Origin of the sequence: Bacillus sp. FSL H8-0492 (genome assembly GCF_038006145.1) — a bacterium.
Lineage (GTDB): Bacteria > Bacillota > Bacilli > Bacillales > Bacillaceae_G > Bacillus_A > Bacillus_A mycoides.
The window spans coordinates 3042352-3058474 of record NZ_JBBOUP010000001.1 but is presented as its reverse complement, the minus strand read 5'-3'; the positions used below and the strand labels follow the sequence as shown (position 1 = coordinate 3058474).

The 16123-nt window shown below is 35.4% G+C and carries 11 protein-coding genes and 2 other annotated features; of the genes, 8 read left to right on the top strand and 3 right to left on the bottom strand.

Annotated elements, in window-relative coordinates; genetic code table 11:
• Window positions 1-61 precede the first annotated feature (61 nt).
• Window positions 62-300 (top strand) — a binding site (T-box leader).
• Window positions 301-354: 54 nt separating this feature from the next.
• On the top strand, window positions 355-3456 hold the full coding sequence (gene ileS / locus MHH66_RS15695; RefSeq protein ID WP_078185407.1) for an isoleucine--tRNA ligase: 3102 nt from the start codon (window positions 355-357) through the stop codon (window positions 3454-3456).
• Between the two features lie 52 nt (window positions 3457-3508).
• Here ileS and MHH66_RS15690 read toward each other — a convergent pair whose 3' ends face one another.
• Window positions 3509-4594, bottom strand: a complete 1086-nt coding sequence (locus MHH66_RS15690) for a DUF418 domain-containing protein (protein WP_063219644.1) — start codon at window positions 4592-4594, stop codon at window positions 3509-3511.
• The gene (locus tag MHH66_RS15685) at window positions 4584-5180 is read right to left on the bottom strand and encodes a TetR/AcrR family transcriptional regulator (protein ID WP_063219643.1); all 597 of its coding nucleotides are present in this window, start codon (window positions 5178-5180) and stop codon (window positions 4584-4586) included. Before MHH66_RS15685 ends, MHH66_RS15690 begins: the two co-directional genes overlap by 11 nt.
• A 328-nt stretch (window positions 5181-5508) precedes the next feature.
• Between MHH66_RS15685 and MHH66_RS15680 the strand changes: the two genes are divergently transcribed.
• Window positions 5509-7020: a M36 family metallopeptidase gene (locus MHH66_RS15680; RefSeq protein WP_063219642.1), complete on the top strand. Its 1512-nt coding sequence runs from the start codon at window positions 5509-5511 to the stop codon at window positions 7018-7020.
• Between the two features lie 107 nt (window positions 7021-7127).
• Here MHH66_RS15680 and MHH66_RS15675 read toward each other — a convergent pair whose 3' ends face one another.
• Entirely contained in the window at window positions 7128-7607 is a 480-nt protein-coding gene (locus MHH66_RS15675) for a hypothetical protein (protein ID WP_063219641.1), read from the bottom strand.
• A gap of 250 nt (window positions 7608-7857) precedes the next feature.
• Window positions 7858-8069, top strand: a binding site (T-box leader).
• 111 nt (window positions 8070-8180) lie between these two features.
• Here MHH66_RS15675 and aspS point away from each other — a divergent pair.
• From aspS to MHH66_RS15645, 6 genes are all read left to right on the top strand, one after another.
• The gene (aspS, locus tag MHH66_RS15670; protein ID WP_063219640.1) at window positions 8181-9479 is read left to right on the top strand and encodes an aspartate--tRNA(Asn) ligase; all 1299 of its coding nucleotides are present in this window, start codon (window positions 8181-8183) and stop codon (window positions 9477-9479) included.
• A 202-nt stretch (window positions 9480-9681) separates the two neighbouring features.
• Window positions 9682-10446 carry a vWA domain-containing protein gene (locus MHH66_RS15665; protein ID WP_012260832.1) on the top strand — a complete coding sequence of 255 codons (765 nt, stop codon included), beginning with the start codon at window positions 9682-9684 and terminating at the stop codon, window positions 10444-10446.
• Between the two features lie 11 nt (window positions 10447-10457).
• On the top strand, window positions 10458-11231 hold the full coding sequence (locus tag MHH66_RS15660; RefSeq protein WP_078185406.1) for a hypothetical protein: 774 nt from the start codon (window positions 10458-10460) through the stop codon (window positions 11229-11231).
• A 28-nt stretch (window positions 11232-11259) separates the two neighbouring features.
• Window positions 11260-11622, top strand: coding sequence for a hypothetical protein (locus MHH66_RS15655; protein WP_012260834.1), 363 nt, complete (start codon window positions 11260-11262; stop codon window positions 11620-11622).
• A 31-nt stretch (window positions 11623-11653) separates the two neighbouring features.
• Complete coding sequence (gene essC / locus MHH66_RS15650) at window positions 11654-15664, top strand: type VII secretion protein EssC (RefSeq protein WP_078185405.1); 4011 nt, start codon at window positions 11654-11656, stop codon at window positions 15662-15664.
• A gap of 118 nt (window positions 15665-15782) precedes the next feature.
• Complete coding sequence (locus tag MHH66_RS15645; RefSeq protein ID WP_002158043.1) at window positions 15783-16055, top strand: WXG100 family type VII secretion target; 273 nt, start codon at window positions 15783-15785, stop codon at window positions 16053-16055.
• The last annotated feature ends 68 nt before the right edge of the window (window positions 16056-16123 follow it).

The window sequence follows — 16123 nt, the reverse complement described above, 5'->3', positions numbered from 1 at the left end:
ATATTTCGAATTAGTTGACAATTAATTGTTTAATGGCATAAAATAACTTTTAATAAAGTATACAAATCTGAAGACGAGAAAGAGTAAAATAGTGAGCTGTTCTCCAGAGAGCCGGTGTATTGCTGAAAGCCGGTGTGCAGACGTTATTTGAAAATCATCTCCGAGGAGCCGTGGCTGAATAAAGTAAGCTCGGACGGATGTCTACCGTTACAAAGAACGCGTATATTAGTACGTTGCTAAGTGCTATTAGTGAAAAGCTAATAGAATTAGGGTGGTAACGCGGGTAAACCCGTCCCTACTTCATAGGGGCGGGTTTTTTGTGTGCTTTTAAAACATTCAAAGGAGTGATTGTACATGAAGAAAGTAGATGTAAAAGAGTCAGCTGTAGGGAGAGAAACACGTATTCGTAAGCAGTGGAACGAACAGGGTATTTTTGAACAATCAATTCAGAATAGAGAAGGCGCACAATCGTTTGTGTTTTATGAAGGACCACCAACGGCGAACGGTTTACCACACGTCGGCCATGCACTTGGTCGGGCAATTAAAGATTTAGTAGCAAGATATAAAACGATGGCTGGATATAAAGTGTTAAGAAAAGCTGGCTGGGATACACATGGATTACCTGTAGAATTAGGCGTTGAAAAACAACTTGGTATTTCAGGTAAGCATGAGATTGAAGAGTACGGCATTGAGCCATTTATTCAAAAGTGTAAAGAGAGTGTATTCACGTATGAGAAGCAGTGGCGTGAATTTACGGAGAGCATTGGATATTGGGTAGATATGGATGATCCATACGTTACTCTAGAGAATCCATATATCGAAAGTGTGTGGAATATTTTAGGGACGATTCATGAAAAAGGTTTGTTATATAAAGGACATAGAGTTTCTCCATACTGTCCAAGCTGTCAAACATCGCTTAGTTCACATGAAGTTGCACAAGGATATAAAACAGTGAAAGATTTAAGCGCAACGGTTAAGTTTAAAGTAAAAGATAGTGAAAATGAATATTTCCTTGGATGGACGACAACGCCGTGGACACTTCCAGCGAATGTTGCACTTGCCGTACATCCAAATATGGAATACGTTAAAGCGAAACAAGAAGGGTATGTATACATTGTTGCGAAAGAGCGTGTACAAGAAGTATTAAAAGAAAACTATGAAGTAGTATCCGTTCACAAAGGCGAAGAATTAGTAAACACATCTTATACAGCACCGTTTCCGATGAAGGAAGTTACAAATGGGTACCACGTAATTGCAGCAGATTTTGTAACTGCAGATAGTGGTACAGGACTCGTTCATATCGCTCCAGCATATGGGGAGGACGATTATAAAGTCGTTCAAAGTGAAGGATTGTCGTTCTTACATGTTGTAGATGAGAAAGGTGAGTATACGGATGCAGTACCATTTCTTAAAGGTAAGTTTGTAAAAGATTGTGACGTTGATATCGTTCGTTATTTAGCGAAAGAAGGGTTACTATATCATAAAGAAAAATATGAACATAGCTATCCGCATTGCTGGCGCTGTGATTCACCATTACTTTATTATGCAGGAGAAAGCTGGTTAATCCGAACAACTGAGATTAAAGAAACATTTTTACGAAATAATGATTCTGTTAAGTGGTATCCAGACCATATGAAGCATGGACGGTTTGGTAAGTTTTTAGAAAACATGGTGGACTGGAATATTAGCCGGAATAGATATTGGGGAACACCTTTAAACGTATGGGAATGTGAAAGCTGCGATCATCAATTCGCACCGAAAAGCATTGCCGAATTAAGAAAGCATAGTACGAAAGAAACACCTGAAGATTTAGAATTGCATAAGCCGTATGTAGATGAAGTGCAAGTTTGCTGCGAAAAATGCGGAAGTACAATGAATCGCACACCAGAAGTAATCGATGTTTGGTTTGATAGTGGTTCCATGCCGTTTGCACAATATCATTATCCATTTGAAAATAAAGAGTTATTTGAAGAACAGTTTCCAGCAGATGTTATTGCAGAAGGCATTGATCAAACACGCGGATGGTTTTATAGTTTATTAGCCGTATCAGCGCTATATACAGGGAAAGTACCATATAAACGAGTGTTATCACTAGGGCATGTTCTAGACGAGGAAGGACAGAAAATGTCTAAAAGTAAAGGAAATGCACTAGATCCAGTTGATTTAGTAAATCAGTTTGGTGCAGATGCTTTAAGATGGGCTCTACTTGTTGACAGTGCTCCGTGGAATGCAAAGCGTTTTTCTGAAAGAACAGTACTGGAAGCAAAATCTAAATTTGTAGATACGTTAGTCAATGTATATAGCTTCTACGTTTTATATGCAAATTTAGATGAGTATAATCCGAAAGAAAAGTATGAAGTTAAACGTACGAAATTAGATGAATGGGTATTATCAAGATTGCATAGCACAACGAAAAAAGTGAGAACAGCACTTGATGATTATCAATTTACGAATGCAGCTCGTGAAATCGCGGCGCTTGTAGATGAAGTCAGTAACTGGTACGTAAGACGATCACGTAATCGTTTCTGGGAATCTGGTATGAATCCTGAAAAAGCAGCTGCGTATGAAACGCTTCATGAAGTGCTTGTAACAATTAGTAAATTAATCGCACCATTTACACCGTTTGTAGCTGAGGATATTCATCTGAATTTAGAAGGAAGAAGCGTTCATTTAGCAGATTATCCGGTTGTAAACGAATCACTTATCCAGCCTGAGTTAGAAGCAGAAATGGATGCTGTTTTACAAGTTGTTGAACTTGGAAGAAGTAATCGTAATCAACATTCATTAAAAGTAAAACAGCCGTTAGCAGAACTTGTATTACTAGCGCATAATGAAAATGATATGGATTGGGAATCTTATCGTGATATCATCATGGATGAGCTAAATGTAAAAGCGTTCCATGTTGAACTCGATGAAACGAAATACACGTCCTATCAATTAAAGCTGAATTTTAAAACGGCTGGGCCGAAGTTTGGTAAAAGTGTGAATGCAGTAAATGGCTGGCTAAAACAATTATCAAAAGAAGAAATACAACACTTTGTATCTACAGAAAGAGCAGTTTACGAAGTAGCACCAGGAGAAGAAGTAGTTGTAACAGCTGAAGATGTATTAGTAGAGAAAGTTGCGAAATCAGGATTCTCAAATACGACTAACGGTCAATATACGGTCATGTTAGATACGAATGTAACTAAGGAATTGTTACAAGAAGGAGTAGCACGTGAATTTATTCGTGCAGTTCAAGAATATCGTAAGCAGTTGAATTTACCGGTTAATTTACGAGTGGATGTAATTCTTGATACAGAAGAAGAACTACAGCAAACGTTAACGAATCATAAAGATTTATTGGAAGAAAACTTACTCGTCAAGCAATTTACATTTGGTCACTTAACGAATGAGGACGATGAACTTTCTTTAGGTGAGACAAAGATCCGAATTAAATTAAACGCGGCTAATTAAAGAAAAAAGGAAGTTGGAATCATTCCAACTTCCTTTTTTGTATGAAGATAAATTAATCAGTTATTTTCCGCATAATCCATTCGATAGGTCCTCTAGAAAAGTTCCTTCGCCATAATACGCTAAATAAAATACTGAAAATGAAAAATGCAGTAGCAAATAATAAAACGAAAAGTAGTGTTTGATGTTCCATACGATTTAATACAATCAATGCGCCAATACCGATAAATACATGACTTACATAATGCGTTAATGTTAATTGTCCTGTTTGTATAATGGAAGTAACAAACCAATTATTTTCATATTTTTCAGCAATGTAGAGGCAAATTATTAATATAGCAATAGCAGATCCTGTAGCGGATGCGACGTATAATATATTGGGTAAAATGGGTCCTGTGTTAAACAAAAATGTAGAGGCTGCTTCACCAATGTATGGGATAAAAAGGTGTGTTAACCCTTTTGATAATAGCTCTATAATTACGGTTACTGTTAAACCCAGTAAGAACAACCAATGTCTAATTTTCCTATTATGAAGATCTAACCTGCCAATTATCATACCAATTAAGAAGAAAGAAAACCATGGGAAAATAGGGTGATAGCCATTAAAAAATAAGTTGCGAAGAAAACCTGTTAAGGTCCAAAAGTCTATATAGTTTATAAATGGGATTGTGCCTCCCCATCCTTCGAAGGCGTTGAAAGTAAGTTGGAAATATTGTGCAGCAAGTAAAATAATGATAGAAAGCCATATTAGTATAGTTCTTCGTACAGTAATTAGTAATGCAGCGATGAAAAGGTAAACGCCGTAGTAGTGTAAAATATCACCCGTCCATTCCATTACATACAATAATAATCCTAAAATAAATAAGAATAGTGATCGTTTCCAAATCAATATTCGGCTGGTATTGATTTTTATTTTCTCTTGGCTAGCAACAGATGATTTAGTCATTAAAGTTATGCCAATCCCAGCAAGTATAACAAACAAGGCAGAAGCTCTACCTTCAAAAAGCGTCATAAAGGTTTTTAACAGAGGAGGCCCATTTCCTTCCGCCCCTGTTATCACCATGAAATTAACTAGTAACATTCCAAACATTGCCCACGCTCTAGCAAAATCTAAGCCGAAAATTCGTTTTTTAGTTTTCATACGAATCACTTCTTTCGAATATGCTGTGGACAGCTTCAATCCATATTTGTTTATAATTCATATTTACATCAAACATCATGAAGTTTCCAATATTATCAAGTACTAATGCCAACATATGAGCTTTTGAAACTAGATTTTTATTTTGAATGAGTTGAAGTTCATTTGCTTTTGTTAGGAGTGATTCAAATCCGCTTAAATATTCTGTTTGTACAGTTAGTAATCGATCTTTGTACATATCGTTTCTTGAAGATAGTAATACATATTCTTGTAATACACGATTAAAATAAGGATCTTTCTGTTGTTCGTTTATCATTTTAAAGCCAATTTCAACACATTTCTCAATGAAATTCTCTTTCGTAAACTCTTCTGTATGAAAGAATGAGGAGAACTGCATCGCTGTACATAATTCATTAAAAATACTTTCAATTAATGCATCTTTAGATTTAAAGTAATAATAAATAGATGGCTTGGCAATACCAACTTCTTCAGCAATCATTGTATAGGTCGTTTTGGCAATGCCGTGACCGGCAAATAGTCGATAACTTGCTTCGACTATGGAAGAGAGTGTTTCTTCACTTTTGCTCATGATAAGTCCTCCTAATAAAAAAGGTTACATAAATCGTATCATTCATTAATATTATTTTCAACCTACCGTTAGGTAAAAAATAACTTATTTTTTTACACATTACTTTAAAAAGCATAATGTAAAGAAATTTACAAAAGAAATATATTTCTACAGTATTTTTCTCGTTTTACACATAAATATTGAGAAAATTTCACTTACCCAAAATGTAAAGGTAATAGAATTGTTTGTATAGAATTACTCGTAGATTCACTTTATTTCGTTACTTGTGGACAGTAATAGCCTTATAGGAATGGGGTAAAGGGTTCAATTTATTAGGGGGAGTGGTTTTATGTTAAACAAAAAAATGGTGGCAATGGCAATGACTGTACCATTAGTAATGGGGACAATTTCCACAGTTTCAGCATTGGAAAAACAACAGCAAGTAAAGCTAGAAGCTTATTCACCACAGAAAAAAGCAATTGAATATTTAAAAGGACATGCTACGGAATATGGATTGAAGGCGGACCTTTCAGACTTACAATATATTTCTACAACAGAAACATCAGTAGCTTCATATGTTAGGTTCCAACAAGTAGTTAATGGTGCTCCTGTATTTTCAAAACAAATTACAGTTACTCTTAATGGACAGGGACAAGGAATACTTGCTGTGTCTGATTACCAGGCAGTTCAAAGTGTGAAAGAAATAGCAAATAAGATTAGTGAAAAAGATGCTGAACAAAAATCAATGGCGTATGTTGGAGGAGAAAGTGAGCAAAATCTATGGGCTCCTACAGAGAAAGAATTTGGATATATTATTGAGGATGGAGTAGCTATCCCAGTATACAAAGTTTTAGTCCATTCGAATAAACCTTTCGGAGCATGGGAAACATTTATTGACGCGGAAAATGGAAAGTTAATTAAAAAGGTTGATATAAACCGAAAAGCAGAAGGAACAGGGAAAGTATTTTTACCTAATCCTGTCGTATCTAGTGGTAGTAAAACAGGATTAAAAGACAATAATGACGCAGATTCAACAGCATTAACGAATCAATTGAAAACTGTTACGTTAAAAGGTTTAGATGGTACAGGATTTTTAATTGGTGAGTATGTAACAATTTCTTCAAAAGCGAAGACGAAATCTACAAACTTACAATTTAATTTTACACGTGCAAATGATAGTTTTGAAGATGTTATGTCATATTATCATATTGATACATTACAGCGTTACATTCAAGGATTAGGCATTAACAATATTAATAATCGTTCTATTAAAGTGAATGTAAATGGTACAACTGATGATAACTCATTTTATTCACCATCAACGAAAGCTTTAACTTTCGGTACTGGCGGAGTAGATGATGCAGAAGATGCGGGCATTATCGCGCATGAATATGGACATTCTATTCAAGATAATCAAGTACCAGGCTTCGGAAGTTCACCAGAAGGTGGAGCGATGGGAGAAGGATTTGGAGACTTCTTAGGTGCTACTTATGAAGATGCAGTATCCACAACAGGTTACGGAAAAGCATGTATTGGAGAGTGGGATGCGACTGCGTATTCTAGTTCAGATCCGACGTGCTTACGCCGATTAGATACGAATAAAGTATATCCGAAAGATATAACGAATGAAGTGCATAATGACGGGGAAATATGGGCTCAAGGTCAATATGAAATGGCGCAAGTTTTTGGACGTGATGTAGCAACAAAAATTATTTTACAATCACATTGGTCATTAACGCCAAATGCAAAATTCCGTGATGGAGCGAAAGCGATTAAGCAAGCAGATGCTCTTTTATACGGCGGACAACACGCAGCTGAAATTGATCGAATTTGGACAGCGAGAGGAATTAGTACGAATTAATATAAAAAGTCGTGGCATTTATAAGCCACGACTTTTTTATTTGCTTAAGAACTGGTACTAGTAAATTAAGCTATATCAATGATAGTGTGAATTTATACGCATTCCATTTATTTTTTTGCGTCTTTAAAAACAAAATGCTCTTTAAATTTTCTAGACTCGATTTTTTGACCGTTTCGCATCGAGCGGAAAGGGTGTTCTTGCCAAGTGATTATAACGTCAACCTCATCTGATTTTGTAGAAACAGGGAAGTTAGCATGTCTAAATCCAGTTTTTCCACTTGCTAGACGACCTTCTTTTAGGGAAAAGAGTTCGTATTTTGTTTTCATATTTGGTTCATTGCGGAAGACTTCAACTTGTACGTTATATACTTCGTTTTCTCCAACATTCTTTACTGAAAATTGATATGTTTGAAATTTATCTTTTTTAGCTTGAAGCATATTTTCACTTGTTTTTTTCGGTTCATCAATATTCACTTGCCATTGATCAGAATTTTGAGAGATTGGTAAAGATTTTGGTGAATAGGCGTATGTTTCATTAACTACAACTATGCATAATAATAGGAGAAAGAAACTAATTGTTTTTTTCATATGTACACCTCCGATAAAACTTTAATAATAATATGCGTGGGAAATACAGATTTTATGTAATAAAATAGAAAAACGCAATTGGATGAATTTGAGAAAGATAAAATATTTCTAAGCTGTCAAATGATAATTGTATAGAGTTCAATGTTCATATTACATATCTTTAGAAGGGGTCTCTTTAGTGAGAAATTGCAATATTTTTCTAAAAGGGCTTGCGTTTTATAAAACAAAGAGATAGAATACTCTGTAAATATAAAAAGTGATGATTAGGAAAAGTACATGATGTAAGGGTCTACAGAGAGCAATCGGTTGCTGGGAAGATTGCGATACCGCATGATGGAAAGACACCTGTGAGTGTTGCTTTGAACGTGATTATTAGTAAAAGCAAACGGTACCTACCGTTATCAGGACTAAGATGGTCATTATGACAATTTGGGTGGTACCGCGGAAAAATCCGTCCCTATTTATAGGGGCGGATTTTTGTATTCTTTGAAAGGAGGTGAGTGAACGTGGATGATGACGACGACGACAATAACAATAACGTAAATAAAAATAAAATTAATGGAGGGAAATATAATGGATCAAATAATGAAGCGTTCACTCACACGAGAATGTACGGAGCATAGCGGAAAGGTTGTATTACTACAAGGATGGGTAAAAAAGATTCGTCATCTAGGCAATGTTAGTTTTTTATTATTAAGGGATCGTACCGGAGTTGTTCAATGTGTATTAGAAAACGAGTTAGCTGGATATAAAGTTGATGTTGAAAGTGTCGTCCAAGTAATTGGTGAAATAGTAACGACAACGAAAACAGAATTAGGGGTTGAAGTACTTGCTCATGAAGTGAAAGTATTAAATGGTGCAGAACAACTTCCATTTGAAATAAATAAGAAGAAGTTACAAGTTGGCTTAGATCAACTATTGAATGAGCGGGTATTATCATTAAGACATGAGCGAATCGCGGCGATATTTAAAGTGAAATCTACACTCGTTCAAAGCTTTAGTGAATTTCTAATAGAGAACGATTTCACACGTGTATTTACTCCGAAAATTGTCTCGCAAGGGGCAGAAGGAGGAGCAAATGTTTTTAAGCTTTCATATTTCCAAAAAGAAGCGTATTTAGCTCAATCACCACAATTTTATAAACAAATGATGGTAGCGGGAGGACTTGAACGTGTTTTTGAAATTGCTCCTGTGTACCGGGCGGAACATCATAACTCTTCACGACATTTAAATGAATATATATCGTTAGATGTAGAGCTTGGATTTATAAATGATTTTTATGAAGTGATGCAATTAGAAACGGATGTTTTACGATATATGTTTCAACAAGTAGGAGAAACATGCGAGAAAGAACTACAACTATTACAAATAGAAGTACCTGTCATTACTGAAATTCCTAAAATCACATTGTTAGAAGCACAAGATATTTTGAAAAATAAATACCGGAAAGAATCGCCGATTGGGGATTTAGATACAGAAGGTGAAAAGTTATTAGGGAAATATGTGAAGGAAACATATAATAGTGAATTTGTCTTTATTACACATTATCCGAAAGAAGCGCGACCGATGTATACAATGCCGAATAAAGAGAATCCATTGATTACCGATTCTTTCGACCTATTATATAAAGGACTAGAAATAACGTCAGGCGCACAGCGAATTCATAATCATGAAATGTTGCTCGCATCTTTTAAAGAAAAAGGATTACATCCAGATAAATTTCAATCTTATTTAAATACATTCCGATACGGTTGTCCGCCACATGGTGGTTTTGGAATTGGATTAGAACGAGTTGTGTATAAGCTATTAGAATTATCGAATGTAAGAGAAGCGAGTGCTTTTCCGAGGGATTGTACACGTCTTATACCATAACATTAAAACCCTTCTATAATATAGAAGGGTTTTGTGAATTTCAACATATGTTAAAGGGAATGATAATGGTTTTTTCGTGTGAAAATATGTAAATTATATCAAGAAAATTTGATAATGAATTGAGAAATAGAAAATTCATAAGTTATAATAAAATATGAATATAAAAATAGTTCACATAATAATGTATGGAAGGGTATGAAACATGTTATATCAAACTCAAGCAACACAACAAACACCAGCTTATATAATCTATCTTCTGGATGTAAGCGCATCAATGAATCAAATGATGGATGCAGGCGGAGAAGAAAAAAGAAGAATTGATATTGTAACGGATGCTCTTTCTTTAGCGATTCGCCAAATGGTATTTCGTTCAACAAAAGGTAGTCGCCTGCTTCCAAGGTATAAGTTATCTATTTTAGCCTATAGCGATCATGTTTTTGATCTATTGGGTGGGGTGAAAACAATAGACGAAGTAGCAAGACTGCGCCCACTAGAAAAAATCCAAACGCATCGCTTAACTGATACAGCAAAAGCTTTCTCTGTAGTGGAGAAGTTATTGCAAATGGAATTACCAAATTTACAAGATGGGCCAGCTCCTGTGGTCTGTCATATGACAGACGGTGCTTCAACTGGTGAAGATCCAGAATTAATTGTGCGAAGAATTATGGATATGTCTGTACCTGATGGAAATGTGTTAATTGAAAATATTTTTATTTCAGATGAAATTATGCAAGACCAAATTACTAATATAAAGAAGTGGCAAGGTATTATGCCAAATACAGAAATTACGGATGAGTACGGAGCAAAGTTGCAAAGACTTTCATCGCCTATCCCTCAAAGCTATCGTGAGATGATGACTGAATATGGTTTCCATATTGCAGATGGTGCGGTGATGATGTTTCCTGGTACAAATGCGGATTTAGTATCACTTGGATTTCAAATGTCTGCTGCAACGCCGGTTCGATAGGAGGGAGAAGTATGGTGAAATATATCCTATCGCAAGAGAAAGAAACGGTATTGCAAGAAAAGAAAAGCAAACATTTTACTTATCGATATAGCTATGTCAGAGCAAAAGAAACGCAGGATTTAAATGAGAGTGGACAGGACTTCTTAGTATTTCAAGATAATGGAACTAGTTTCATATTTGTTTTATGTGATGGTGTAGGGATGTCTTTCCACGGTGAAATTGCTGCAGAGTTTCTTGGTATGAAGTTATTAAACTTGTTTGAAACGTGTCAAGAAAGTGGACAGGATATTCCTACATTATTAGATGAACAGTTAAATAATTGGATAGAAGAAGCTTCAGAGGAAGTGAGTGCATTTCGATTGCCAGAAGAAACACCGTGGTTACTTCGCGATGTATTAGAAGAAAAGCGAAAACAAGGTAGTGAAGCGATGTTTATCGGTGGGAAAATAGAGCTCATTCCAAATCAAGACAAAGTACAAATAACGATAGTTGTACATGGTGATTCATTTGTACAATTGTTTCAAGATAAGAAGAATTGTTCGAATGTAGTGAAGTTTGAGAGAAATATAGAGAAAAGATGGTCTACACATCGTGGCATTATTGGTGGCGAATTGGAGGTTTTTTCAAAGACATTATCCAGAGAAGAAGCTAATCGGATGGTTATTCATTCAGACGGGCTTATGTCGCTTATGCAGTATAATTTTGAGGAAGTCTTAGCAGAAATCGAGAGGGCGCAGTGCTCGCCGACAAGCGATGATATTTCATTTTTAGATATTTCTTGGTAACAACACGATGGAAAAAGGTGAATAAAACGTGGAAGAGATTATTGTGACGTACATAAAACAATCAAATGAAGAAATAGATATTGCGATTCCTAATGATATAAAAGTAGTGCAAATTATTGAAGCGATTTTACATCATGAAAAAATAGATGAAGCATTAAGCAGTATCTATGAAATTAAAGTGGCAAAAGATAAAGAAGAGTGGCATTCTATTCGGAATGATGAAACTTTGCGAGATAATGATGTTTGGGATGGACAATATGTAATGCTATATAAAAAGGGGGCTATTATTCCTTCTTTTGAAATGTTATCGGCAGAAGAAGTTTATAATGAACCTGTTAAACCAGATATATCTTCAAGTAGAGAAGATTATGTATGGAAAATCATTGAGTAATAGTTTTTGAATGGGGAAGGAGAAATGTTTTGTGCAAAAATCACCATATTTTCAACGCTCTCCGCGTGTGAAAGTAGATATACCCACAGGGGATGTTATTATTCATGATCCGCCGAATATACCGGAGGAGCCGAAATTTTCAATTGAAACGATGATATTGCCAGCGGCGATGACAATTTTGACTCTAGTATTATACTTTGTGATGATGAAGGTTATGAAAATGAATTCAAGCTATATGCCGCTAATGATGGTTTCTAGTATTCCTATGTTAGGGTCATATATATTTACATCGATGGGGCATTTACGTAGAAAGAAAGAACACCGTCAATTGGTTGAACAATTGCAAACAAGATACTTAGAGCAAATTCAAAAGCACCGAGTGGAATTAGATACGTTAAAGGTTGAACAAGCAAAGTATTTAATTACACAAAATCCAAGTCCTTTAAAAAGTGTGCAAAGAATTGAAAATCAAGAAAGTAACTTATGGGAGCGAACACCCGAAAGTCCGGATTTTTTAGATATTCGTATTGGAACGGGGGAAAGGCCATTCCTTGTAGAGTTGAAAGTGCCTGAGCAGAAAGGTTACGAAGAAAATCCATTAGTTACAGAAGCACAAAATGTGAAAAGAGATTTTACTACAATTCCTAATGGGCATATTTCAATTTCTTTGAAAAAAAATGATGTGATTGGTGTAGTTGGAAATAAAGAAGATAGGTTGAACTTTATTCGAATTGTAACGACGCAAATTATGACACATCATGCGCCAAATGAAGTGAAAATAGCAGCTTTTTATCATGAGAAGGAGAAAAAACAGTGGGATTGGATGAGATGGCTTCCTCACGTATGGGATGAGCAGAGAAGTATGCGTTTTCTATCTGCAAATCAACAAGACGCTCAGAAATTAGCTGAAGCGTTGTTCACACCACTTAATATGCGTAGAATTTATAATTCCTCTGCACAGGCAGATGCGAAAATACCTTTAATCCCAATGTATGTCTTTTTCTTATCCGCGCGAGAATTTTTAGAAGATGATCCTCTAATCCCAATGTTACTTAGAGAAGGGGAAAGTGTCGGAGCATCTACGTTTATATTTGCAGAACAAAGAGAAAGATTGCCGATGGAATGTGATCTTGTTATAAGCTTAAATGGAGAAAATGGTGAGTTAGTAGAAACGTTTTCAAGTTCAGCTGAAAATAGTGGGACAACACGTGTTAGTTTTAAAGTAGATCGACTTTCATTCGAACGATGTGAATTAGGAGCGCGAAGCATTGCTCCGATTCGGATGAAAAGTTCTACAGCAGCCAACATTCCGAAAGTATTAACATTTTTAGACTTGTTTCAAGCTAAGAAAATGGAAGAGTTACAAGTGCTAGAGAGATGGAAAGAAAATCGATATCCGACTTCATTACCGGTTCCAATTGGTGTAAGAGAAGGAAGTAAGCCTGTTTTTCTAAATATTCACGATAAAATAGAGAAAAAAGGGCATGGTCCACATGGTCTAATGGCTGGTACAACAGGATCAGGAAAAAGTGAAGTTATTCAGTCTATAATAGCAGCGTTAGCAGCAACCTATCATCCTCATGAGATGGCATTTATGCTTATTGATTATAAGGGTGGCGGAATGTCAAACACATTTGCGGGATTACCGCATATTATTGCATCTATTACGAACTTAGAAGATCCAAACTTAATTGAGCGTGCTAGAATTTCATTAAAGGCAGAATTAGAGCGGAGACAAAAATTATTCATTCAGGCTGGAAATGTCCAACATCTAGATGAATATTATGAAACACGTTGGCGTGAAAAAGAACCTTTACCACATTTATTTATTGTCATTGATGAGTTTGCTCAAATGAAAAAGGAACAACCTGAATTTATGGACGAGCTAATTAGTGTCGCTGCAATAGGAAGGACATTAGGAGTTCACTTATTATTAGCAACTCAAAAACCTTCTGGGGTTGTAAATGACAAGATTTGGAGTAACTCGCGTTTTCGAATTTGTTTACGTGTACAAGATGATGCGGATAGTCGTGAAATGCTAAAGATTCCAGATGCATCTAAAATCAATGTACCGGGACGAGGATATCTACAAGTTGGCAGCAATGAAGTATTGGAGTTATTTCAATCTGCATGGAGCGGAGCACCTTATAATCCAGATGAAGAGAAAGTTCTTGATGTTGTTGACTTTACAGAAGTTAAGCTTTCAGGTGAAAGAATAAAAGTGAAAAAGCGTCCAAAACCAATGACAAATAGTCCAAAGCAATTACAAGCTTTTATTCAATATGTACAGAGCGTATCAGAAAAAGAAAATATTAAAGCATTACCAGGACCTTGGTTAGCACCTTTACCAGAGAAACTATTATTAAATCAATTCTATGAAATAGAGAATTGGAATGCGGATGTATGGAAGCAAAGAGAAGATGAATTGCAGTTAACGGTAGGATTAATCGACGATGTGGCAAATCAAGCGCAGTATCCTTTGAAATTAGATGTACAAGAGGGGCATTTAAATATTTACGGTATGCCAGGTACAGGGAAAACGACTTTCTTACAAACAATTATTATGTCTCTGGCACTGTCTCATACGCCAGAGGAAGTAAACTTCTATGTGGTTGATTTTGGTCGCATGTTTTTAGACTTCAAATATTTACCACATATGGGTGGAATTGTACAAGAAGACGAAATTGAAAAAATGAAACGATTGTTTAGCTCTTTGAAAAAGGAAGTCACATATCGGAAAGAATGTTTTTCTGATGTGGGAGCAAAATCTTTCGCGATGTATAACCGAATGGTAGAAAGAAAGATTCCAGTTATTGTCGTAATGATAGATGGTTATATTAGGTTCCGAAGTGAGTATGAGAAGGAAAATGAAATTTTAGAGCTATTATTACGTGAGTCAAGTACGTACGGTATTCATTTTCATTTTTCACTCAACCAAACAAATGATATGTTTGACCGTGTTCGTAACAATATTCCGATGGCGATTTCGTTTGAATTGCAAGATAGAACAGAATACTATAGTTTACTTGGAAGACCCAAATTCCCATTAATTGATGTACCATCTGGACGTGGTTTAGCGAAAGGGCAGCCCCCAGAACTATTCCAAGCAGCATTGCCTTTTATTGGAGAAAATGAATTGGAATATTCTCAGCAATTAAAAACAATTATTCAAAAAATGAATGGGGCATGGACTGGAGAGAAAGCGAAATCAATTCCAATGGTTCCAAAACAGTTGTTTGCTGAAGATATGCTAGAACAATCAGAATCATCGCGAATTTGTGTAGGTATCGAAACAGAAGATATTCGCTTGCAAAACTTTTCATTGGAAGAAATGACAAATATTTTCATTGGCGGAAGAATTGAAGGTGGTAAGACATCTTTACTACAAACACTGATTTTTTCTCTTACCTATCAACATGCACCTGAAGAAATTGAATTACTCATGATTGATTTAAGCGAAAAAACAACTGGTATTTTAGCTCTTGGAGAATTACCTCATGTTAAAAAGCGAATTACAGATGGAATACAATTAAAAGAAATGTTAGATGAGTTGCTAGAAGTAATAAATAACAGAGAAGTAGTCATGCCGTCTTTAAATCCAAATGAAAAAATGAAGTTTCCATATTCGAGGATTATTATTGTTATTGATGATATTGATCAAATGCTGGCGTTATTATCTACTGATTTTGATGCGAAAAATAAAATAGAGCAAATTGTTCAAAATGGAAGAAATAAAGGGATCCATTTTGTTGCAGCTGCTACAACTTCAAGTGTAACTAATTATTCACATGAAAAATGGTTTGCGGAAATCAGAAAACGAAGCTTTAGTTATTTATTAGGCACCACACAAAATAATGATGTGTATTTCTTTAATATAAAGCTTAAGCATACAGAAATGGATCAAGAATTCCAAAGCGGGGAAGGATATTTTATACGCAGACAACCTATGAAAGTAAAATGTGCTTTTACACCGCTACATTTACTACATGATTTAACAAAAAAGGTTGCTAGGAAATGGTTAGAATCTAAAAAAAGAGTATAAAATTAGGTAATTTACAAAAAAATACTATTTTTTTGTGAATTACCCCTTTAAAAATAGTGTGAATATAGTTTATAATCTAATTGTTATAATATTAGTAGATTGAAAGGGGAAATACAGGATGACACAAATTAAAATTACACCTGAACAACTTGATCAAATTGCTGGACGCTTTACAAACGCAGCAGCTGAAGCTCAACAACAAATCAATAACCTTGGAAATGACATTGAAAGTTTAAATGGGCAATGGTCTGGGGCAACACAAGATAAGTTCAGAGCGAACTTTAGTGATGCTAGACAAGAAATGCTAAAATACATTCCGATTCTAGAACACATTTCTGCCGATTTGAAAAACATTGCTACTAACTTCCGTAACGCAGATAACTCATATTAATAGCAGAACAATTGCAAAAGGCCAGGAGCTATTGTTCCTGGCCTTTTCTTTAAAAATTGTCATATGAG

Coding starts and splice junctions, on each gene's coding strand:
- ileS (WP_078185407.1), top strand. CDS start 355: ATGAAGAAAGTAGATGTAAAAGAGTCAGCTGTAGGGAGAGAAACACGT.
- MHH66_RS15690 (WP_063219644.1), bottom strand. CDS start 4,594: ATGAAAACTAAAAAACGAATTTTCGGCTTAGATTTTGCTAGAGCGTGG.
- MHH66_RS15685 (WP_063219643.1), bottom strand. CDS start 5,180: ATGAGCAAAAGTGAAGAAACACTCTCTTCCATAGTCGAAGCAAGTTAT.
- MHH66_RS15680 (WP_063219642.1), top strand. CDS start 5,509: ATGTTAAACAAAAAAATGGTGGCAATGGCAATGACTGTACCATTAGTA.
- MHH66_RS15675 (WP_063219641.1), bottom strand. CDS start 7,607: ATGAAAAAAACAATTAGTTTCTTTCTCCTATTATTATGCATAGTTGTA.
- aspS (WP_063219640.1), top strand. CDS start 8,181: ATGGATCAAATAATGAAGCGTTCACTCACACGAGAATGTACGGAGCAT.
- MHH66_RS15665 (WP_012260832.1), top strand. CDS start 9,682: ATGTTATATCAAACTCAAGCAACACAACAAACACCAGCTTATATAATC.
- MHH66_RS15660 (WP_078185406.1), top strand. CDS start 10,458: ATGGTGAAATATATCCTATCGCAAGAGAAAGAAACGGTATTGCAAGAA.
- MHH66_RS15645 (WP_002158043.1), top strand. CDS start 15,783: ATGACACAAATTAAAATTACACCTGAACAACTTGATCAAATTGCTGGA.